Annotated in this window: 17 protein-coding genes; 9 read left to right on the forward strand and 8 right to left on the reverse strand. The window is 56.5% G+C overall.

What is annotated here, in order from left to right; all coding sequences use genetic code 11:
* The first annotated feature begins 91 nt into the window (after positions 1–91).
* Genes RT018_RS02170 through RT018_RS02180 form a run of 3 tightly spaced genes read left to right on the forward strand, consistent with a single transcriptional unit; the run spans position 92 to position 4,147 of the window.
* Positions 92–532, forward strand: a complete 441-nt coding sequence (locus tag RT018_RS02170; RefSeq protein WP_312938905.1) for a MarR family transcriptional regulator — start codon at positions 92–94, stop codon at positions 530–532.
* Positions 526–2,262 (forward strand): ABC transporter ATP-binding protein, encoded by a 1,737-nt coding sequence (locus tag RT018_RS02175; protein WP_312938906.1) that lies wholly within the window; start codon positions 526–528, stop codon positions 2,260–2,262. Before RT018_RS02170 ends, RT018_RS02175 begins: the two co-directional genes overlap by 7 nt.
* The gene (locus RT018_RS02180) at positions 2,255–4,147 is read left to right on the forward strand and encodes an ABC transporter ATP-binding protein (RefSeq protein ID WP_397359540.1); all 1,893 of its coding nucleotides are present in this window, start codon (positions 2,255–2,257) and stop codon (positions 4,145–4,147) included. Before RT018_RS02175 ends, RT018_RS02180 begins: the two co-directional genes overlap by 8 nt.
* A 275-nt stretch (positions 4,148–4,422) precedes the next feature.
* On the opposite strand, the gene nudC is transcribed toward RT018_RS02180, so the two are convergent.
* The 3 genes from nudC to RT018_RS02195 all read right to left on the reverse strand — a co-directional run bounded on the left by nudC (position 4,423) and on the right by RT018_RS02195 (position 6,512).
* Positions 4,423–5,262: an NAD(+) diphosphatase gene (gene nudC, locus RT018_RS02185; protein ID WP_312938907.1), complete on the reverse strand. Its 840-nt coding sequence runs from the start codon at positions 5,260–5,262 to the stop codon at positions 4,423–4,425.
* Positions 5,263–5,303: 41 nt separating this feature from the next.
* Complete coding sequence (locus RT018_RS02190; RefSeq protein ID WP_312938908.1) at positions 5,304–5,786, reverse strand: DUF4330 family protein; 483 nt, start codon at positions 5,784–5,786, stop codon at positions 5,304–5,306.
* 135 nt (positions 5,787–5,921) lie between these two features.
* The gene (locus RT018_RS02195) at positions 5,922–6,512 is read right to left on the reverse strand and encodes an N-acetyltransferase family protein (protein WP_312938909.1); all 591 of its coding nucleotides are present in this window, start codon (positions 6,510–6,512) and stop codon (positions 5,922–5,924) included.
* A 120-nt stretch (positions 6,513–6,632) separates the two neighbouring features.
* Here RT018_RS02195 and csaB point away from each other — a divergent pair, with 120 nt between their 5' ends.
* Both csaB and RT018_RS02205 read left to right on the forward strand, forming a co-directional pair.
* Entirely contained in the window at positions 6,633–8,858 is a 2,226-nt protein-coding gene (csaB, locus tag RT018_RS02200) for a polysaccharide pyruvyl transferase CsaB (RefSeq protein WP_312938910.1), read from the forward strand.
* Between the two features lie 100 nt (positions 8,859–8,958).
* Positions 8,959–9,135 carry a DUF6774 domain-containing protein gene (locus tag RT018_RS02205; RefSeq protein WP_312938911.1) on the forward strand — a complete coding sequence of 59 codons (177 nt, stop codon included), beginning with the start codon at positions 8,959–8,961 and terminating at the stop codon, positions 9,133–9,135.
* 89 nt (positions 9,136–9,224) lie between these two features.
* On the opposite strand, the gene RT018_RS02210 is transcribed toward RT018_RS02205, so the two are convergent.
* Positions 9,225–10,796, reverse strand: coding sequence for a ClC family H(+)/Cl(-) exchange transporter (locus RT018_RS02210; protein ID WP_312938912.1), 1,572 nt, complete (start codon positions 10,794–10,796; stop codon positions 9,225–9,227).
* A 402-nt stretch (positions 10,797–11,198) separates the two neighbouring features.
* Between RT018_RS02210 and serC the strand changes: the two genes are divergently transcribed.
* Complete coding sequence (serC, locus tag RT018_RS02215) at positions 11,199–12,290, forward strand: 3-phosphoserine/phosphohydroxythreonine transaminase (protein WP_312938913.1); 1,092 nt, start codon at positions 11,199–11,201, stop codon at positions 12,288–12,290.
* Between the two features lie 103 nt (positions 12,291–12,393).
* Positions 12,394–13,299, forward strand: coding sequence for an NAD(P)-dependent oxidoreductase (locus RT018_RS02220; RefSeq protein ID WP_312938914.1), 906 nt, complete (start codon positions 12,394–12,396; stop codon positions 13,297–13,299).
* A 211-nt stretch (positions 13,300–13,510) separates the two neighbouring features.
* On the opposite strand, the gene RT018_RS02225 is transcribed toward RT018_RS02220, so the two are convergent.
* Positions 13,511–13,975, reverse strand: a complete 465-nt coding sequence (locus tag RT018_RS02225) for a nucleoside deaminase (RefSeq protein WP_312938915.1) — start codon at positions 13,973–13,975, stop codon at positions 13,511–13,513.
* 145 nt (positions 13,976–14,120) lie between these two features.
* Complete coding sequence (gene hydA / locus RT018_RS02230) at positions 14,121–15,497, reverse strand: dihydropyrimidinase (RefSeq protein WP_312938916.1); 1,377 nt, start codon at positions 15,495–15,497, stop codon at positions 14,121–14,123.
* 261 nt (positions 15,498–15,758) lie between these two features.
* Between hydA and RT018_RS02235 the strand changes: the two genes are divergently transcribed.
* Positions 15,759–17,951, forward strand: a complete 2,193-nt coding sequence (locus tag RT018_RS02235; RefSeq protein WP_312938917.1) for a 5'-nucleotidase C-terminal domain-containing protein — start codon at positions 15,759–15,761, stop codon at positions 17,949–17,951.
* Between the two features lie 126 nt (positions 17,952–18,077).
* Here RT018_RS02235 and RT018_RS02240 read toward each other — a convergent pair whose 3' ends face one another.
* A complete protein-coding gene (locus RT018_RS02240) occupies positions 18,078–18,275 on the reverse strand; it encodes an alpha/beta-type small acid-soluble spore protein (RefSeq protein ID WP_293007622.1) in 198 nt (65 codons plus the stop codon).
* Between the two features lie 430 nt (positions 18,276–18,705).
* On the opposite strand from RT018_RS02240, the gene RT018_RS02245 reads away from it, so the two are divergent.
* Positions 18,706–19,860, forward strand: coding sequence for an aminotransferase class V-fold PLP-dependent enzyme (locus RT018_RS02245; protein WP_312938918.1), 1,155 nt, complete (start codon positions 18,706–18,708; stop codon positions 19,858–19,860).
* A gap of 105 nt (positions 19,861–19,965) precedes the next feature.
* Here RT018_RS02245 and RT018_RS02250 read toward each other — a convergent pair whose 3' ends face one another.
* Positions 19,966–20,550, reverse strand: a complete 585-nt coding sequence (locus RT018_RS02250; RefSeq protein WP_312938919.1) for a hypothetical protein — start codon at positions 20,548–20,550, stop codon at positions 19,966–19,968.
* Between the last annotated feature and the right edge of the window lie 340 nt (positions 20,551–20,890).

Here is a 20,890-nt window from a genome sequence, read left to right on the forward strand (position 1 = left end):
AAATTGCATATTGACAACTTTTCGAAAGCGTGTTATTGTTTAGCACGCTAATAATTAGCCTGCTTAACATTTAGAGAAAGGAGCCAGCAATATGGAAGAAATGAAATCACTGGGGCGGTCCATCGGCTGCGCGGCCCATTTGTTTCGGGAGCGGGCGGACGCCCGCATGGCAAAATACGATGTAACCCCTCTTCAGGCCCATGTCATGGTATATCTTGCTCATCAGGGAAGTAAATCCACACAGCAGGCGCTGGGCGAGCATCTGCGTGTAAAGCCCTCCACTGTCAACGGCATTGTGGACCGCATGGTGGAGCGGGAGCTAATTGTGCGCAGCGCCGACCAGACGGACGCACGCCGCCGGCTTGTGGCCCTGACGGAATCAGGGAAGGCGCGGCTGGAGCATATGCATCAGGAAATGCGGGAAACAGAGCGCCTTCTGGAGTCCGCCTTCACGGCCGAGGAATTGTCCCAGTTTCACGATTTTGTCAATCGCATGATTCATTATTTAGAGGAGGATCGGAAAAGATGGTGAAAAAACTCCTGCCATATACCAAGGGCTATCGTCCATGGATTGCGCTGGGCATCGCCTGCTCTGCCATGGACGCCATTTTCCAGCTTCTCATCCCGCTGGTGATGGCTGACATCGTGGACATCGGCGTTGCTAACGCGGACGCAAGCTTCATTGTGCGCAAGGGCTTTCTCATGGTGATCATGGCGGCGGTAGCCATGGTCTTCGGCCTTGGCAGCGCCGCGTCCTCCGCCCGGGCGGGCATGGGCTTTGGCGCAAACCTTCGGACGGCTGAATATGCCCGTGTGCAGGACTTCTCGTTTTCCAACATCGAAAAGTTTTCCACCGCGTCTCTTGTGACCCGCCTGACCAGCGACGTGCGCGTTTTGGAGATGACGCTGATGATGAGCATGCGGTTGTTGGTGCGGGCCCCGGTGATGCTGGTGGCGGCGCTGGTGCTGGCCGTGCGGCTGAGCAGCCAGCTCTCCCGCGTGTTTTTGGTGGCGATTCCGTTGCTGATGATTTTTGTGGTGCTGGTGATAAAAAGGGTTGGCCCGCTGTTCCGCCAACTTCAGGAGAAGACCGACGATGTGAATTTGGTAGTACAGGAAAATCTCACCGGAATCCGCGTGGTGAAGTCCTTTGTCCGGGAGGCTTATGAAAAGGAGAAGTTCTCCAAACGAAACAACAGCCTCCGAGAAACCTCCGAAAAGGCATTTGGCGCGGTGGTGGTGAACATGCCCTTGATGATGTTGATTATCTATGGCACCATTATCGCCGTCATGTGGTTTGGCGGAAAAATGGTTTTCGCCGGGACCATGGAGGTGGGGGGCCTCACCGCCTTTTTTTCCTACATCACGGAAATATTGATTTCTCTGATGATGGTTTCCATGATTTTTATGATGATGTCCCGCTCCATCGCCTGCGCAAAGCGCATCTGCGAGGTGCTGGACGAGGTTCCCTCCGTCACCGATGCGCAGGCCCAGACCGGCGCGTCCGTGGAGTCCGGCTCCGTGGATTTTGAGAATGTAAGCTTCCGGTACAACGACGAAAGCGCCGGATGGGTGTTGGAGGATGTAAGCTTTCACATTCCCACCGGGTCTACTGTGGGCATTCTAGGGAGTACCGGCAGCGGAAAATCCACCCTCGTTTCCCTCATTCCCCGGCTGTACGAAGCCCAGCAAGGTACGGTTCTTGTGGGCGGGCGCCCCGTGGCGGACTACACTATGGAGCACCTGCGGGACGCGGTTTCCGTTGTCCTGCAAAAAAACACCCTTTTTTCCGGCACCATCCGGGAAAACCTCCTCTGGGGCAATCCCGATGCCACGGAAGACCAGCTTCTTGCCGCCTGCCGCTCCGCCTGTGCGGACGAATTTCTGGACCGGATGCCCGAAGGACTGGGCACCGACCTTGGCCAGGGCGGCGTGAACGTTTCCGGCGGGCAAAAGCAGCGGCTGTGCATTGCCCGGGCTATTTTGAAGCAGCCTAAGATATTGATTCTGGACGACTCCACCAGCGCGGTGGATACCGCCACAGATGCAAAAATCCGCGATGCATTTCGCCGGGACTTGCCGGGCACCACAAAGCTGATTATCGCCCAGCGGATTTCCTCCATCGCGGACGCGGATTTGATTCTGGTGCTGGATAAAGGCCGGGTTGTGGCGCAGGGCTCCCATGAGGAATTGATGAAAACCTGTGACATTTATCAGGAAGTATACCTGTCCCAGCAGGAAGGAGTGAGCATCGGTGGCTGAACAAAAAAACGGCGCGAATCATGCCCCCGTCCCCCGGCATGGGCCCAATCAGGGCGTCTATCAAAAACCCAAGAATCTGCGAGGTACCGTGGGTCGGCTAATGGGTTACCTTGGCCGCTATAAGCTCCGGCTGGTGCTGGTGGCGGTTTGCATTTTTCTCAATGCGGCGTGCAGTGTGGGCGGGTCCTATCTGATGCGCCCGTTGATTAACGACTATATTCTCCCGGGTAACTTTCCCGGCCTTGCAAAAATGCTGGTTTTGATGGGCGGAATCTATCTTCTCGGCGCAGGATTGAGCTTCACTTACGCCCGAATTATGGTACGGATTTCCCAAAGCACTGTGGCCGCTTTGCGGCGGGACTTGTTTGCAAAGCTGCAAACCCTACCCCTGAAGTATTTTGACGCCCACACCCACGGCGAACTGATGAGCCGCTTTACCAACGACATCGACAACGTGAGCGAGGCCATCAACAACTCCTTCGCTTCCCTGATTTCCTCCACCGCCACCTTTTTGGGAACGCTCGCCATGATGCTTTATATCAGTCCCCTGCTCACGTGCATCACCTTCTCCGTGCTGGCGTTGATGCTGGCAGCGGTGCGGGGCATCGGCGGAAGGAGCCGCAAAAGCTTCACCGCCCAGCAAAAGGCTATCGGCGCGGTAAACGGCTATATCGAAGAGATGACCGTGGGCCAGAAGGTTATTAAGGTTTTCAACTACGAGTCCGCCGCAATTGAGGGCTTCCAGGAGCGAAACGAAGCTTATCGGCAGGCGGCCACCAACGCCCAATCCTTTGCCGGCGCCATGATGCCCGTAATGGGCAACCTCAGCTATTTAAACTATGCCGTCACCTGCATGGCAGGAGCCCTTCTGGCCATCCGCAGCGGCGATTTGGGCGGCCTTGCGGCCTTTTTGCAGTATACCCGGCAGGTATCTCAGCCTGTCAGTCAAGTGTCTCAGCAGGTGAATGTTCTTCTGGGGGCAGTGGCGGGCGCGGAGCGCATTTTCGAGGTCATGGAAGCGGAGCCGGAGCAAGATTCCGGCAAGGTCACTCTGGTCCGGGCAAAATGCCTTTCCGGAGGATGTATTGAGGAAACCAACCTTGAAACCGGCGCATGGGCCTGGAAAAAAACCGACGGCGCGCTGATTCCTGTCCGGGGCGATGTGCGGTTTGACCACGTGGTGTTCAGCTATGACGGGAGCAAGACGATCTTGAACAGTATCTCCCTTTATGCCGAGCCGGGGCAGAAAATTGCGTTGGTGGGCTCCACCGGGGCAGGCAAAACCACCATTACGAACCTCATCAATCGGTTTTACGAGCTTGACGCAGGAATCATCACCTACGACGGCATCGACATCCGGGACATTGAAAAGGATTCTCTTCGTAAATCGCTCGGCGTTGTTTTGCAGGACACTCATCTGTTCAGCGGCACCGTGGCGGACAACATTCGGTACGGCAGGCTGGACGCCACGGATGAGGAGGTGGAGGCCGCGGCAAAGCTTGCCAACGCCGACGACTTTATTCGCCACCTGCCTCAGGGCTACGCAACCGTTCTCTCCGGGGACGGCGGCTGTCTCAGTCAGGGAGAGCGTCAGCTTTTGAACATTGCCCGGGCGGCACTGTCCAATCCTCCCGTGCTGATTCTGGACGAAGCCACCAGCTCCATCGACACCCGGACGGAAAAGCTTATCGAAAAGGGCATGGACCAGCTGATGGCGGGGCGCACCGTATTCGTCATTGCCCACCGCCTTTCCACCGTCCGCAACTCGCAGGCCATTTTGGTGCTGGAGCAGGGCGAAATCATTGAGCGGGGCGGACACGATGACCTGTTGGACCAGAAGGGCCGCTACTACCAACTCTACACCGGGCAGGCAGAACTGGCCTGAGGAGGCATTTGTAAAAAAGCAGAAGCGTCTCTCATATTGAGAGACGCTTCTGTTCTTTTTAAACACCCCGCACCATTATGCGCAGATTGTTCTGAGCAGCGTTTTGCCACTTCTTATTTCCATTTGTCGCTTTATGTCCGCTTTCGGTGCTTTCTCCATGCGCTTAACTTTGGGCACTCTGCATTTGCTTTTACCGTTTTGCGTTTTGCATTTGCGCCCCGCAGTTACTTTGCGCAAAGATATCCGAAAGCGTCTCCAAGGCAATGTAAGCTCCTCTAGCGGGGATCCTTTCCCAGACGGAACAGTTCCGTCATAGTGTGGGTCAAATCAATGGGGCCGTCGCTTTGGGGAATCTCTTCCCGGTCCAGCCAGACTGCCTCCATCACCTCCCGGGTGTCCAGCGTGACAGTTTCGTCTCCGTCCAGCTCCGCCCAGAAGCCTACCATCTGGTTGCCCGCAAAGCCCCAGGGCTGGTCGGCATGATACCGCACATTTTTTACTCGCAGGCCCACCTCTTCCATGACCTCCCGGCGGGCGGTCTGCTCCATGGTTTCCCCAATTTCGGTAAACCCGGCAATCAGGGCGTATTGCGACACCATGGGCCGGTCGGCATACCGGATCAGCAGCAGCTTTTCTCCGTTTCGCACGGCCACCACCACCGCGGGATTGATGCGAGGGTAAACCAGCGCGCCGCAGTCAGAGCAGCGCATAGCCCGCTCCTGATCGTCCCGGACCGTGGGCGCTCCGCAGCCGCCGCAGAAGCGATTGGAGCGGTACCAGTTTGCGAGGTGCATCGCCGTGGCCCCCACAAGGCGGAGAAACGGCGGCTCCATGCGGCGAAACGCAGCGGTAGGCGTCGTCCTCAGCTTAGAGCAGACGCTTTCGGGCGGCTCCTCCAGTAGGTAAAAGCGCTGCTCGTCCACAGAGAAGAGATAGATCAGCTCCTCCTCCCCCGCGCCCAGTGCCAGCACCTCCGCCACTGTGGGAAAGCTCCCCTCCCCCGTCATCAGCACAGATCCCTTGTAAAACAAAACCGCCAAATCGCCGCTCTCCGGCGGCGGGGGCGGAACCTTGAATTCATTGTGAAAGCTGTGGGGCGCGATATCCTGAAGCATAAAAACGCCCTCCTATCATAGCCCTCGATTGTATCCGAAGCTTACTCTCCCCACGTCACATCCACGATGGTCACTTCGCTAAACTCGATGTATTCGCTTTTCAAAACGTAGTCCGTCTTGCCCACCCGGACCTCCTGATCGCCCACCTTGGTGGTCTGGACCGCGGCGTCCGGTACGTTGATGCTGGCGGTGAAGTACAGGTTTTTGTGATAAGGATCTTCCACCCAGTTCCCGTTTTCATCCAGTGCATAATATGGTTCCTGCTCAACGGAATCAATCTGCCCGTCCAGCAGCTTTCCGGAGGCCATCAGTCTGGAGGGGATGTGCTCCAGAGAATTTTCATAGAGGGCGTTGTCCACTCCCTCGGCCTTGACCACGTAGGTCACATGGACTGTCTTTGCCTCGCCGCCGGCACTGCCGCTACCGCGATGAATCAGCTTGCTTCCCACAAACACTGCCACCGCCAAAAGCAAAAGGACCGCAATCACGTCGATTACGTTAAATTTCTTTTTAGACCGTTCCATCTGTCAACCTCCAAGTAAATTGAGTTTTTTGGCTCGGGCTGGTCCGCACCGGACCGCGCCTCAGCGCCGATTTTTTAATAATCGCTGGACTTTGGCGGGCCGATTTTGCAAAATCCATGGCCCGCCGTGGGGAAATTAAAGAAACGAAACGCCCGCCGGGTCAAAGGGTTTTACCGCGGGCTGGCCCGCCGTGTGGAGGCCAATGTGCTTTTCCATCCACACCGAGTCGTACCAACGACCAAACTTATAGCCGCATTGGGAAAAATGCCCCACCAGCTTGTATCCAAGACGCTCGTGAAATTCCACGCTGTCCCGGGTCAAATGCGGGTCCTCCCCGGCGGGATAGGCGATGGAGGCGTAGAGATTTAAAATATTTTGAGTTGCCAGCGCCTGCTCCAGTACGTCGTAAAGCCGCTTCCCAAGGCCCCGGCGCTTCGCCGTCTCTGCGATATACACCGTGGTTTCCACCGCCCAGCCAAAGGCCGCCCGCTCATGAAGCGCATGGGCGTAGGCATACCCCAAAATCTCGCCGTCCTCCTCCGCCACGAAGTAAGGATATCTCTTACGAATTTCTTCAATGCGCCCGGCAAACTCCTTGACGGTAGGCACGTCATATTCAAAGGTAATGGCCGTCTTTTCCACATAGGGCGCGTATATGCGCAAAAGCGCCTCGGCGTCCTCTGGGGTTGCTAATCTGATTTTACAGTTTTTGTAATCATTTTCCATCAATGCGCCTCCGTAAGCCTCTTGCTCCTTGCTTTCAGACTTTGGCTATTGTATAATATTTTTCGAGTTTGTACAAGAGGGATTTCACGCCCACGGGCGTTTATCAAAAGAGGGAGCGCTATGAAAGTCATCCATCTCATAAGCGGCGGCGACTCTGGCGGGGCCAAAACCCACGTGCTGAGTCTTCTGCGCCATCTGAACGAAACCATCACGGCCCAGCTTGTCTGCTTTCGGGACGGGCCTTTTGCCGAGGAGGCCCGAGAGCTTGGTATTCCCACGGAGATTATGTCGGGAAATCATATTCTGCGTATCCGCAACCGTCTGACGAAGTACATCCGGGAGGGGGGCTATCAGGTCATCCACTGCCATGGAGCCAGAGCCAATCTGATGGGGGCCATGCTCCGCAGAACCACCGGCCTTCCTGTTTGCTCCACGGTTCACAGCGACTATAAGCTTGACTATATGGGCAGGCCTTTCAGCCGTATCACCTTCGGCAATATCAACGCCCGGGCGCTGCGGACGCTGGACTATCGCATCGGCGTGTCAGACGCGATGGTGGACCTGCTGATTCGCCGGGGCTTCCCCCCCGACCGGTTCTTTACCATCTATAACGGCATTGACTTCACCCCTGCCCCTCCCCAGGGGGATCGGCTGCCCTATCTCCGGGAGCTTGGCCTTGCCGCGGAGGAGGACAGCGTGGTGGTGGGCATCGCCGCCCGCCTGAACCCGGTGAAGGACATTTCCACGCTGGTTCGGGGCTTTGCCAAGGCCCACGCGAAGTGTGGCCGACTGCGACTGCTGATTGCCGGAGACGGCGAGGAACGGCAAAAGCTGGAGGCTTTGGCCGACGAGCTGGGCGTTGGGGCGCAAGTGTGCTTTGCCGGTTGGATTTCCGGCGGCATGGACCGGTTTTACAGTGCCTTGGACGTCAACGCCCTGACTTCCGTGTCTGAAACGTTCCCTTACGCCCTGACGGAGGGGGCCCGGTTTCACCTTGCCACCGTGGCCACCGCTGTGGGCGGGATTCCTGCCCTCATCGACACGGATGTAAATGGTTATCTATTCACTCCCGGAGACGACGAGGCCCTTGGGGCCGCGCTGGCCTCACTGGCAGAGAACGACGACTTACGCCGGGACATGGGGGAACGGTTGTATGAAAAAGCATCCACCCAGTTTTCCATTCAGAAGACGGTGGATACCCAGCTCCATATTTACGGAGAGATTATCCGCCGCCACAACCGCCCCAAGGCGGGCCGAGACGGCGTGGTTATCTGCGGAGCCTACGGACGGGGCAACGCCGGAGACGACGCCATTTTGGAGGCCATCTTGCAGGAGATGCGGACCATCGACCCGGACATGCCGGTGCTGGTACTGAGCAAAAACCCTGCAGAAACCCGCCTCGCCTATCGGGTCCCGGCGGTGCAGCGGGTCAACTATCCCGCGTGGAGCCGCGCCATGCGCCGCGGCAAGCTCTATATCAACGGCGGAGGCAGCCTGATTCAGGATGTGACTTCCCGCCGGTCCCTGTGGTTTTATCTGCACAACATCGCCACTGCCAAGCATCTGGGCTGCAAGGTGCAGATGTATGGCTGCGGCATCGGCCCCGTCTCCCGCCCCAGCCACCGGAAAATGGCGGCGAAGGTCCTGAACGCCTCTGTAGACGTCATTACGCTGCGGGAGCCGGACTCTCAGGCGGAGCTTGCATCCATGGGCGTGACAAATCCTGTGATTCTTCTCACTGCCGACCCGGCCCTGACGCTGCGCTGCGCCCCTCCAGAGCGGACAGACAGCGTGCTTTTGCAGGCGGGGATTCCCACGGAAGGGCGGTATATCTGCTTTGCTCTGCGGCGATGGAAGGGCTTTGAGGAGAAGGCTCACGTTTTTGCCGCCGCCGCCGAATATGCCTACAACCGCCACGGGCTGACTCCTGTGTTTTTGGCGGTGGAAACCCATCAGGACCCTCTGGCCGCCGCGCTGGCCGCGCAGGGCCTTACGGTCCCCCACTATTTCCTCAACGACGCGGGCCGGGCCGACACCATCATCGGCGCCCTCTCCCGGATGCAGGTGGTGGTGTCCATGCGACTCCACGCGCTGATTTTTGCCGCCGGACAGGGGATTCCCCTTGTGGGCGTGGTGTACGATCCCAAAGTTTCCTCCTTCCTGCGCTATATCGGGCAGGACCTGTTTGTGGATTTGGAGGAAGCGTCCTCCGGACAGCTATGCGCCATGATCGACAAGGCCGTGGAGCGGGCGGAGCACCCGGGTGAGCAGGAGGCCGCCGTGGCCCGGCTGCGGGAGATGGAGCACCGGAACGTGCAGTCGGCAAAACGTCTGATGGACGTTTAAGCAGCAGCCAAATGCGTAAAAGGCGTGGTTTCCGGCCCGAAAAAGGTGTTTTCGGTGCTGGAAGCCGCGTTTTTTTCATACCCTGCATCAGGGTGATGTTATGAATCAAAACTGCTCCGACCCTCTGGCCTTGACCACAGCAATCAACTCTCTGGCGGTGTACATGGCCGGGTCCCTAAATGACGAGGAGCTGGCCTTCTGCGCCGCGGTGTTGACTCAGCTTGGGGATACCTTGAACACCATTGCCGCGCAGCGGGCGCTGTGCGACGATTCCTGACTTCGACGAAAAATAAGCACCCCCCGTGCAGGTTTGCACGGCGGGCGCTTTTCTCACGGTCAGGGCCCGTCGTCACCGGGACCTGCTTTTTAAAACTTTTCGTGGCAAAGATCGGTGATCGCGGCACGGACCTTCTTTTCCTGCCCCTGCGGATAAAGCACCACAAGGTAGTCTCCCGGAAGCAGGGTGGTTTCGCCTCGGGGGATAATATCCCCGTTGCCTCTTATCAGGCTGACAATCAGCGTACCCACAGGCCAGCCGATCTCGTCAATCCGCCGCCCCGCTGCGCAGCTTCCCAGCTCCACGGGAATCTCCATCAAATTCTTTCCCTCAGGAGTCTCAGGAGCCTCCGGCGCTTTGCGCTCCTTTTCCACAGAGCTGTTCAAAAGCGCTTCGTAAATCGGCTCCACCTTCATAAGGTCGGATACCAGCAGCGCAGCAAACGCGCAGGCCGCCACCGGCAGCATATGCACCAGCGTGCCGGTCATCTCCACCGTAAGTAAAATGGCTGTGATTGGGGCCTTCACCGCCGCAGCCAGCGCCGCCGTCATGGCACACACGGCAAAATCCGGGATGTACTGCGCGGGGAACAGTCCCATCTCCACGCAGGCGATGCCGAAGATGCTTCCCGTCAGGGTTCCCACCGCCAGAATGGGCATGAAAATGCCGCCGGGAACGCCGCTGCCAAAGCTGGCACAGGTAAATAAAAACTTCACCGCCAACAAAGCAAGCAGTAGCGATATGCCCCCGGTGGCGGTCTGGGCAAACTCAATCAAATCTCGGCCGCCGCCCAGCGTCAGCGGCAGAAACAGACCGCAGGGAATGGACAGCAGCATCACAGCGGCGGGCCTCCACCGCGCGGGCAGCAGTTTTCCCGAAAGAGGGCCTGCGGCCAGCAGCGCCCGGTTGAGAAGGCCGCCCACAAACCCTGTCAGCGCCCCCAGCGGAAGCATCCAAAAATACATGTAAATCGGCATTTGGGGAATCTGAGCGAAATGGAGTTCCGGCGTCAGCCCGAAGAAGTATTTTGACACAAAGTCCGCAACCAATGACGCGGCAGTGGCCGTGAGCATAATGGTGGGGGAAAAATTGCGATGTACCTCTTCCAGCGCGAAAATCACGCCGGACAAGGGCGCGTTGAATGCGGCGGCAAGGCCTGCGGCGGCGCCGCCGGTAATAAGATAATTCTCCTCCACCTTGCTCTTGCCCCAAAGGCCGGACACCGCCTTGGCGCTCGCCCCACCGATTTGGATAGAGGGCCCTTCCCGCCCCAGAGAAAGGCCAAAGAGTCCGCAAATTCCGCCGGCCACAAACCGCACCGCCAGAATAGAGCGCCACTTCAGCTCCATCCCCAGCAGCACCGCCCCCTCCACCTGGGGAATGCCGCTTCCGGCGGCAGACGGTTCCAGCTTTACGAGCCAGGCAACGAAAAGCCCGGCAATCAAGGCCCCCAGCGCCCACGGAATCAAAAACACGGGATGCGCTCGAAAATAGGCATAGCACGCCACGGCAAAAGAGGTTCCATGCTCAATCAATAGGCGGTACAGCACCGCAATCAGTCCCGCCACCGCGCCGGTGAGCAGCGCCTTGAGCGCGATGCCCCATTTAAGTCGATTAAAGTCAGATAAAAACCGATAAAATTTTGTTCTATGTTCACTCATTGTCAAAATCCCCTGTTTCGATTCTATTAAAAAACAACTATTTACAGTATAGCACATGTTAAGATATCTTAACAAGGCGCTTCCATCAAAAATCTGCCGAATGAAAATAGGACCTGTGGAAAAATATCGTGGCATCTGTTATTTTGTGATTTATGGACGAACCGGGCGAGCCGCGGGCAGTCTCCCGCCTCACGCGCCGGCCATAGGGCATATCTATCAAATACGTAATCGTTTTTGGGCTTTTTCCATAAAAACAGCTTGGTTTTTTAGCTTCCGCAATCTCCCCCTTTACGGTTGAATATTCCTCTGAAACATCGTATACTGTGTGTCAGATGTATGCCAGATTTAAAACGGCATATCCGGATTTGAACGCGCGATATTATTATTAACATGGAGGATCAGATGATGAAGTACGGACGTACCTATAATTTTTCCGCCGGCCCCGCTATGATGCCGGAAGCGGTTCTGGAGGAAATCGCCGCCGAAATGATGAACTACCGCGGTAGCGGCATGTGCGTCATGGAGATGAGCCACCGGTCCAAGGTTTTTGAAGAGATTCTGGCCGCTGCCAAGGAAGACCTGAAGAAGCTGATGAGCATTCCCGACAACTATAAGATTCTGTTTGTGCAGGGCGGCGGCACGCTACAGTTTGCCATGGTGGCCATGAACCTGCTCAAGGGCGGCGTGGGCTGCTATGTGGAAACCGGCGCCTGGTCCAAAAAGGCGATTTCTGAAGCCAAGAAATTCGGCGAGGTGAAGGTGGTTGCCTCCTCCGCCGACAAGAATTTCTCCTATGTGCCGGACTGCTCTGATCTGGACATTCCCGACAACGCGGACTATGTTTATATCTGCGAGAACGAAACCATCAACGGCCTGACTTATAGCAAGCTGCCCAACACCAAGGGCAAGGTTCTGGTGTCCGACCAGTCCTCCATGTTCCTTTCCCGTCCCTGCAATGTGGCGGATTACGGCATGATCTGGGCCGGTGTGCAGAAGAACGTGGGCCCCGCCGGCATGGCCGTGGTCATCATTCGTGAAGATCTGATCCGCGACGATCTGGATTCCAAGGTTCCCACCTATCTCAACTACAAGACTCACGCCGATAACGACTCTCTGTACAACACCCCCAACTGCTGGGCAATTTACTGCTGCGGCAAGGTTTTCAACTACCTGCTGAAAAACGGCGGGTTGGAGGCCATGGAGCAGCGCAATCAAGAGAAGGCCAAGGTGCTGTACGATTATCTGGACCAGAGCAAGCTGTTCACCGCTCCCGTGGAGAAGGCAGACCGTTCTCTCATGAACGTGCCCTTCGTCTCCCCCAGCAAGGAGCAGGATGCCGCCGTGGTTGCCGCCAGCAAGGCCGCAGGCTTTGACAACCTGAAGGGCCACAAGTCCGTGGGCGGTCTGCGTGCCTCCATCTACAACGCCATGCCCAAGGAAGGCGTTGAGGCGTTGGTGGACTTCCTGAAGAAGTACGAGCAGGAGAACGCCTAATTGCCAAAGCCGGATATCCATCCCCCAATGGATATGTGCTTTTCCGACGAAATGGCGCCCCTGGGGTGCGCCGGAAAATTGATGAAAAGGGGACTGTGAAAATATGAGAGTCTTAGTAACCGACGGCATGGACGCAGGCGCCATTGCGCAGCTGCGCGGCGACGGCTTTGAGGTTGTGGAGCAGTTTTATGAGCCCGATCAGTTGGGTACCGCCCTGCGGGAGTTTGACATTGTGGTGATCCGCAGCGCCACCAAAATTAAGGAGCCTCAGATTGACGCTGCCAAGGGCAGTCAGCTTAAGCTGATTATCCGCGCCGGTGTGGGCGTGGACAACATCGCCGTAAAATACGCCGAGGCGGCGGGCATCAAGGTGATGAACACGCCCCGCGCCTCCTCCAACGCCGTGGCAGAACTTGCGATTGCGTTGCTGTTCGCCTGCGCCCGCAACCTTTCCGTGGCGGGCCACACCATGCGGGAGCAGAAGTGGGAGAAAAAGGCCTATTCCAAGGGCTTTGAGCTTCAGGGCAAGACCATGGGCGTGGTGGGCTATGGCCGCATCGGCCGCATGATCGGCGAAAAGGCTCAGGCTCTGGGCATGAACGTGCTGTCCTCCGTCCACCGCAACAAGCCCGAGGGCTGCGAGTGCGAAACCATGCACTTTGTCTCTATGGAGGAGTTGATTTCCCAGTCCGACGTGATTGCCCTCAGCGCCCCCGCCGGCGACAAGCCGTTGGTGGACGCGGAGAGCATTGCCAAGATGAAGGACGGCGTGGTGATTATCAACACTTCCCGTGGCTCCAACATCGACGAAGCCGCTCTGCTGGATGCGCTGAACTCCGGCAAGGTGAAGGCCGCAGGCCTTGACGTGTGGATGGACGAAAAGAATCCCAATTGGGAGCTTGCGTCCCATCCCGCAGTGGCGTGCGCGCCCCACATCGGCGCGGGCACCAAGGAGGCTCAGAAGCGCATCGGCGCGGAGCTGGTCGACATTATCGAAAACTTCAAGTAAACAGAATGTTATTTTCCGCTTTGCGGATATGCGTTTATCAAGCTTGAAACAAAAAGGCGGGCGTCCGGTATCTACCGGACGCCCGCTCTCTTTTTTATGTAAAGGTTGCTGCCCCGTAAACTTGCCCCAAAGAGCGCGTTGCCCTGTGGGAATCGTCCGAAAGAGTATTGGACGCCATTGCAACAAGCTCCTGTCAAATTACAAGCGGCACTTATCCCTTTACGTGGCTTTTAAAATAAGACTCCAGCACAGCAAGGCTCTCCTCCCTCAAAACGCCGGAGGTCACCTGCGGGCCGTGAAATGAATTTTCAAAAACCATCTGGCTGCACGCGCAGCCGTTATTGCCCAAAATATGCTCAAGGTCATCGTTGCTCGCTCCGAAAACCAGTCGTCCAAGCTTCACCCACACCATGGCGCCGCTACACATGAAGCAGGGCTCGCAGCTTGAATACATGGTATAGTCCGTCAAATCCGTAATCCCGGTTTCTGCACAAAACCGCCGGATCAGCCCCGCTTCTCCGTGGAAGGTCGGGTCGTGCATCGTGTAAATCTGGTTTTCGTTTGTGCAAACAGTTTCTCCGTCCTTGACCAGCACCGCGCCAAACGGCTCGTTTCCGTGTTCCACCGCCAGCCGGGAAAGCTCGATTGCCTGCTTCATAAAAACTTCGTCCTTCACGCCGTTCGCCTCCCAATTTTCATTTTATCCATGATTTTGGTGTCGGGGGTGGCTCCAGATGCGCTTTCTATTCAGAGCCGAGTATCTTTTCATTTTCGTCCGATATTCTGGGTTATAGCCACCCGCCGATGGGCGGAAATGGCCTTTAAAGGGAATTCTTTCCGCGGGCCATATATTTTCCGTGAGGCTCCGCCACTAGAATTCTTCCAAGCTCCGCCATCAGTCTGCCTCGCAGATAGACCTGCGCGATGCCGCCAGAGGTGACAACCCCATCGTAGGGAGAATAGCCCGCGACGCTCAAACTGTCTTCCCCTCGAATGACATGGCTTGCGCCGGGGTCATACACCACGATGTCCGCATCGCTTCCCACGCGGATGGCGCCCTTGCGGGGATACAGGCCATACAGCTTGGCGGGGTTCTCGCTGAGCACCTGACACATGGTTGGCAGCGCAATTTTCTTCTTCTCCACGCCAAAGGAATACAGTAGTTCTCCTCTGGCCTCCACACCTGGAAGACCGCCGGGAATCTTCGTAAAGTCCCCCCGGCCCACATCTTTCTGTTCCAACGTGAACGCACAGTGATCGGTGGAGACGGTCTGAATCAGGCCCCGCTTCAGCCCCCGCCACAAATATGTCTGCTCCTCCTTCGCGCGGATGGGGGGCGCGCAGACATACCGCGCAGCGGCGGAGTAATCCTCATTAAAATAAACGCTTTCGTCCAGCACCAGATACTGAGGGCACGTCTCCACATAGACCTTCTGCCCCCGCTTCCGGGCGGCTTCCGCCTCCTCTAGCGCCTGTCGGTTGGTGAGATGCACAATAATCACGGGGCTGTCCGCCGCCTGCGCGATGCGCAAAAGACGGCTCACCGCCTCGGCCTCCAGATACGGGGGGCGGGTTTGAGGATGGGAAGCAGGAGACAGTTCTCCGGCTGCTTTTTTCTCGGCAATCATGGCGTCAATCACCCCGGCGTTTTCGCAGTGGAAGCCGCAGATGCCGCCCAGCCGCCGCAGGGCCTTCAGCGCGCTGTAAATCGCGCCGTCGCCAATCATCATGGCAGGATAGGTGAGATACATTTTAAAGGAGGAAATTCCCTGCTCAAACATGGCCGGAAGCTCCGCCTCCACAGAGGGATTCCAATCGTCGATGGTCATGTGGAAGCCGTAGTCGCAAAAGGCGCGGCCGTCGGCTTTTTTGTGCCACAAATCCAGCCCGTATTGTAAAGACTCCCCCTTGTTGGGACACGCAAAGTCGATTACAGTGGTAGTCCCACCTCGGATGGCGGCCCGACTGCCAGTGGTAAAATCATCAGCGGTGGTGGTATTAGCCACATCCAGATCAAAATGGGTATGCGCGTCGATAAATCCCGGAAACAGAAGCATCCCCGATACGTCCACCACATTTTCTCCCGTGGCGGATAGTCCTCTGCCAACCTGAACAATCTTTTCTCCATCGATCAGCACGTCCGCCCGGCGGACTCCACGTCCGGACACCACGCCGCCGCCTTTAAGTAATGTTCTCATCCAAAATCCTCCCTTGCGTTTTGTCTTGACACGCCCTCAGCATAGCATAATTTTCTCCGGATTTCCAGATGTCCGGAGCCTCTGCCGCAAAATATTTTTACGGCGGGATTCGACTTCTTTTTCCGCGCATTTATTTAACCAATATGGCAAATTTTACGCCAATTTTGCTTTTCCCTCTTTCTTTTTTCCCCTGTGCGGGTTATACTGATCTCAACATAAAGCACGGTTTACACCGCGCTTTTGAAATGAAGGAGGTAAAAGATGAGAAAGGCAATTTCCCTGTTGCTGGCTGTGATTACAGCCATGTCTTTGACCACGCTCGGCCTCGCGGCTGAAACTCCTGCCACGGTGGACAAGGGCGACATTGTGGTGCTGTACACCAACGACGTTCACTGCGGTGTGGACGACAAAATTGGTTATGCGGGCTTTGCGGCCTACGCCGCCGAGATGCGCAAGGCCACCGACAATGTGACCCTTGTGGACGTGGGCGACGCGGTGCAGGGCGCGGCTCTGGGCACCCTGTCCAAGGGCGAATACATCGTGGACATCATGAATCAGGTTGGCTACGATGTGGCTGTCCCCGGCAACCACGAGTTTGACTATGGTATGGACCAGTTTATGGATCTGGCCAAGGCCATGAAGAGCGGCTATGTCTGCGCCAACTTTATGGACCTGCGGACCAATAAGCCTGTGTTCGATGCGTATAAGATGGTTACCTACGGCGATACCAAAGTGGCCTATGTGGGCATCGACACGCCCGAGTCCATCACCAAGTCCACCCCTACCTATTTCCAAAACAACGCCGGCAAGTACATTTACGGCTTCTGCGCCGGCAATAACGGCAAAGATCTATACAACGCTGTGCAGTCCGCAGTTGACTCTGCCAAGACCGCAGGCGCCGACTATGTCATCGCCGTGGGCCACCTTGGCGACGACGCACAGAGCGCTCCCTGGCGCTCCGCCGACGTGATTGCCAACGTTTCCGGCCTGACCGCCTTCCTTGACGGCCATTCCCACAGCACCATCCCCTCTCAGAAGGTCTCGGATAAGGACGGCAAGACCGTTTTGCTGACCTCCACCGGCACGAAGCTTGCCGCCATTGGCAAGCTGGTGATTAAGTCCAGTGGGGCCGTTTCCACCGAGCTGGTGACGGACTATACCGCCAAGGACCCCACCGTTGACACCTTTGTCAAGGGCATTCAGTCCAAAAACGATGCGCTGCTGAATAAAGTAGTTGCCAAAACGTCCGTGAACCTGACCACGCTGGAGGCCGACGGCAAGACGCGCGCCATCCGCAATCAGGAAACCAATCTGGGCGATCTGGTTGCTGACGCTTACCGCGACGCGGCGGGCGCAGACGTGGCCATTGTCAACGGCGGCGGCATCCGCGCCGACATCAAGGCAGGCGACATCACCTATGGGCAGATCATCGCCGTGCATCCTTTCGGCAACGAGCTGCGGATGGTGGAGGCCACCGGTCAGCAGATTTTGGATGCTCTGGAAATGGCTTCCCGCACCGCCCCTGATGAAAATGGCGGCTTCCTTCAGGTTTCCGGCCTGACTTACACCATTGACACCCGCATTCCCTCCACCGTGAAAACCGACGACAACAAGATGTTTGTCTCCGTCACGGGCGCACGGCGGGTCAAGGACGTGAAGGTCGGCGGCGTAGACATCGTGACCACCAAGACCTATAAGCTGGCCTCACACAACTATATGCTGGAGAGCGCGGGCGACGGCCTGAATATGTTCCAGAAGTGCAAGACACTCCGCGTTCCCGCTATGCTGGACAATGAAATCCTGATTAACTACATCACCCGCACTTTGAAGGGCACTGTTCCCGCAGAGTATTCCAAGGAGCAGGGTCGTATCACTGTCACAGGCGCGGTCATGCCCTTTACCGACGTGGCATCCAATGCCTATTACTATGACGCGGTTCTCTTCTCCATTGAGAAGGGCCTGATTCCCGGCACCTCCGAAACCGCCTTCAGCCCCAACGTCACTATGACCCGTGGCGACGTGGTGTTGGCCCTGTGGAACCTTGCTGGAAGACCTTCCGCCAAGGCGAACCCTGCCTTCACCGATGTGGACTTTGCCACCGATTTGGGCAAGGCCGTGGCTTGGGCCAACGAGAACAGCATTGTCAACGGCAAGACGGAGACGACCTTTGTCTCCGGTGATTCCGTGAGCCGTCAGCAGTTTGCGGCGTTTATGTTCCGCTATGCGGAGGCTCTGGGTTACAGCGTCAGCGTCGGCGGCAGTTTGGGTGCCTTCACCGATGCCCAGCAGGTTTCCTCCTATGCCACCAAGGCGCTGGTCTGGGCCAACGGCAACAGCCTGATTAACGGATTTAACGACAACACGATCCGTCCCTTTGCCACTGCCACTCGCGGCCAGTCCGCAGCAATTATCTATCGCTTCGCCTCTACGCTCACCGTCGCAAAGACGGCCTGAGTTTCGCGGTTGATTCTTTAAAGATGCCCCGCCGATCCGGCTTTTCGGACCGGCGGGGCACTTCTATAAATAAAATGCGGCTCCCGGCAGATAAAACCGGGAGCCGCGTGTTTGTCTTAGGAGAAGTTACAGGGACTTCTCGTAGGACTCGATCATCTTCTTGACCATCTGGCCGCCGACAGAACCGGCCTCGCGGGAAGTGAGATCGCCGTTATAGCCTTCCTTCAGGTTGACGCCAACCTCGGAAGCAGCCTCCATCTTGAACTTATCCATGGCCGCGCGGGCCTCGGGCACGTTGATCTTGTTCGTATTCTTGCTAGCCATAATTGTTTCTCCTTTTCTCAATTCCGAATTTATTGAATTCGTGTTTGTGGGTTTCTGGGTATCGCAAGAGTAGTTTGACTCGAAAAAATAAGAATATGCCGAAATTTTGGCGGTAAATTTTTGAAACGCTGCAAATTCTCGCCGTCTGAAAAATTAGATAACTCAGCGCGCGGGAATTTCAAAAGTCTGCGCAGTTAAAACGAAACCGCTTGCGAGGTTAACGTCATCCTGAAGAAAGGCTATATCGGCAGCATTATTTTTTTGGTGGCCGGATGACCAATTTAGATGATTGAATTTCAGAAGTAACCTGCGGCTGCTTCAATCTCCAATCGTTATTTTGGATATGTGTTTATCTATGATTTTATCCACCGATTGAACGGTTTTGAAATTCATATTAAGATGATTATAAAAACACGTACGGAGGAACGCTATGGACACAATTTATTTTGACAATGCGGCCACCTCGTTTCCCAAGGCCCCAGGCGTGGGCCGGGCAATGGCAGAACTAATTGACAGCGGAGCCTTTAACATCAGTCGGGGCGGTTATGAGCGTTCCTATGAACTGCTGGGGCAGGTGCTGGACACACGGGAGCGGTTGAAGCGCCTGTTCTCCGCCCCCAAGGATGCCTGCGTCTGCTTTACCGGCGGAGTGACCGCCTCAGTAAATCAGTTTTTAAAGGGCCTGCTGGTTCCCGGCGACCATGTGATTGTCTCCTCCGTGGAGCACAACGCGGTGATGCGCCCGCTACACACGCTGGCCCAGACGGGCGTAGAGGTCAGCGCCGCCCCATGCGCCCCGGACGGGACGCTGGAGCCAGAGTCGGTCCGCGCACTCTTTCAAAAAAACACACGGGCGGTGCTGTGCACCCATGCCTCCAACGTCTGCGGCACCGTCTTACCCATAGGCGAACTTGGCGCGATGTGCAGAGAGCGGGGCGTGTGGTTCGCGGTGGACGCAGCCCAAACCGCAGGCGTTCTCCCCATCCATATGAAAGACATGTGCATCGACTTTCTGGCTTTTCCGGGACACAAAGGGCTGCGAGGCCCGCAGGGCGTGGGCGGCTTTCTCGTTCTGCCGCTTCTTGCAAAAGTCATGCGTCCGGTAATTGAGGGCGGCACCGGCTCCCGTTCGGACTCCGAGGAACAGCCGGAATTTCTTCCCGACAAGTTTGAAAGCGGCACCCTTCCCATTCCCGCCATCCTCGGGCTGCGGCAGGCGCTGCTGGCCCTTGAAAATGGTCCGGAAGCAGTCCTTGAAAAAGAAATGAAACTGACAGCCCAGTTTTTAGAGGGACTTTCCAAAATTCCCGGCGCAAAGGTGGCGGGAATTTCCGATCCGGCTTGGTTTTTCCGGCGGCTTGGCGTGGTCAGCGTGGATTTCTCCCCGGTCGACAACGCGGCCGTGGCCTACGCGCTTGAGCAGGAGGCCGGAATTATGACCCGGGTGGGACTGCACTGCGCACCGCGCGCCCACCAGACTCTCGGTACCTTTCCACAGGGCACGGTCCGTTTTTCTTTCGGGCCCGAAAACACCGCCGATGAGGTGACCCTGTGTCTTGCGGCGATTCAGGCGATTTTAAAATAACGGAGCACCGGATTATTTTTGCGCGTTATCCACAATTGTTTCCCGTAAATTGCAAAAAAGAGCGTGGGACGAAAAAATTCGTCCCGCGCCCTTTCTCAGATGCCCTTAAATCACTGCGGACCTCTGGTCCAAAGCGGGCTGGCGAAGCAGCGTCTCCACAAATTCAGCGTCCCTCAGCCCATAAAAAACCAAACCTTCGGCTCGGTCCTGTCCCTCCGCGCTCTGGAAGTCCGTCTTGGGATTGCACGCCCTGAAACGGGGCCGGCGGTCCGCGTCCTCAAAAATGGCGCTACCCATCACCAGTGCGTCTGCCTCCGGCTGAATGCGAACTCGCTTCACGTCGTCCACCTCGTCTAGTTTCATATAATATACACTCTTGTCCCGGGTAAGCAGAATGGCTCTGCGGTCCGTGACATAATACTTCATCCCCATCACGCTCCACCGTTCCAACCACGGCGCAGCAATCACCAGCGTGGCCGCCAGCGTCACCAGCGCGGCAAATTTCCCGCTGAGCGCGCCACTTCCCGTGCTGTAAATTCCCAAAATTACGGAAATACACACCAGTGTGATTGCCCACCTGACAAGAATCTTTCCTCTTTCCTGCTGACTCAGCAGAGGAACCGGCGCGGACCGTCCACTCCAGCGGATCATCTCGCCGTCCCATAGATATTCTTTCAGTTCCTTGTTCATCTCGCTTTCCTCCCATTCCCTTTTGTTAAGCAGACGCGCCTTTCTTCCTCGCACCGCCTGACGTGTTTGTCTGCTTTATTATAGATTCAATCGGCGTTCAATGACTGCAAAGGCCCTGTCTGCTCCTGCTAATTTCTCGTGAAGTTCCGCGGTCTGGTCGGCGGCTGTCCTCAAAGCTTTGCCGGGGTTCTTTTGTGTCTTCTCGCGTCCCTCCGTGCTTTCCCTCTCTTCTCTCACTTTTTAAACCATCTGATTTTTATCCCAGAGCAATTTCCGTCGGATATGTCGATTATTCCGAAATCTTCTTCAAAAAAACCTTGCAATCCTCCAAAAACTGTGT

It is taken from the genome of Oscillibacter sp. (assembly GCF_032060045.1).
Classification (GTDB): domain Bacteria; phylum Bacillota; class Clostridia; order Oscillospirales; family Oscillospiraceae; genus Oscillibacter.

Excerpts from the sequence above, each read along its gene's own strand:
- RT018_RS02170 (WP_312938905.1), top strand. The coding sequence starts at position 92 with ATGGAAGAAATGAAATCACTGGGGCGGTCCATCGGCTGCGCGGCCCAT.
- RT018_RS02175 (WP_312938906.1), top strand. The coding sequence starts at position 526 with ATGGTGAAAAAACTCCTGCCATATACCAAGGGCTATCGTCCATGGATT.
- nudC (WP_312938907.1), bottom strand. The coding sequence starts at position 5,262 with ATGCTTCAGGATATCGCGCCCCACAGCTTTCACAATGAATTCAAGGTT.
- RT018_RS02190 (WP_312938908.1), bottom strand. The coding sequence starts at position 5,786 with ATGGAACGGTCTAAAAAGAAATTTAACGTAATCGACGTGATTGCGGTC.
- RT018_RS02195 (WP_312938909.1), bottom strand. The coding sequence starts at position 6,512 with ATGGAAAATGATTACAAAAACTGTAAAATCAGATTAGCAACCCCAGAG.
- csaB (WP_312938910.1), top strand. The coding sequence starts at position 6,633 with ATGAAAGTCATCCATCTCATAAGCGGCGGCGACTCTGGCGGGGCCAAA.
- RT018_RS02205 (WP_312938911.1), top strand. The coding sequence starts at position 8,959 with ATGAATCAAAACTGCTCCGACCCTCTGGCCTTGACCACAGCAATCAAC.
- RT018_RS02210 (WP_312938912.1), bottom strand. The coding sequence starts at position 10,796 with ATGAGTGAACATAGAACAAAATTTTATCGGTTTTTATCTGACTTTAAT.
- serC (WP_312938913.1), top strand. The coding sequence starts at position 11,199 with ATGATGAAGTACGGACGTACCTATAATTTTTCCGCCGGCCCCGCTATG.
- RT018_RS02220 (WP_312938914.1), top strand. The coding sequence starts at position 12,394 with ATGAGAGTCTTAGTAACCGACGGCATGGACGCAGGCGCCATTGCGCAG.
- hydA (WP_312938916.1), bottom strand. The coding sequence starts at position 15,497 with ATGAGAACATTACTTAAAGGCGGCGGCGTGGTGTCCGGACGTGGAGTC.
- RT018_RS02235 (WP_312938917.1), top strand. The coding sequence starts at position 15,759 with ATGAGAAAGGCAATTTCCCTGTTGCTGGCTGTGATTACAGCCATGTCT.
- RT018_RS02240 (WP_293007622.1), bottom strand. The coding sequence starts at position 18,275 with ATGGCTAGCAAGAATACGAACAAGATCAACGTGCCCGAGGCCCGCGCG.
- RT018_RS02245 (WP_312938918.1), top strand. The coding sequence starts at position 18,706 with ATGGACACAATTTATTTTGACAATGCGGCCACCTCGTTTCCCAAGGCC.
- RT018_RS02250 (WP_312938919.1), bottom strand. The coding sequence starts at position 20,550 with ATGAACAAGGAACTGAAAGAATATCTATGGGACGGCGAGATGATCCGC.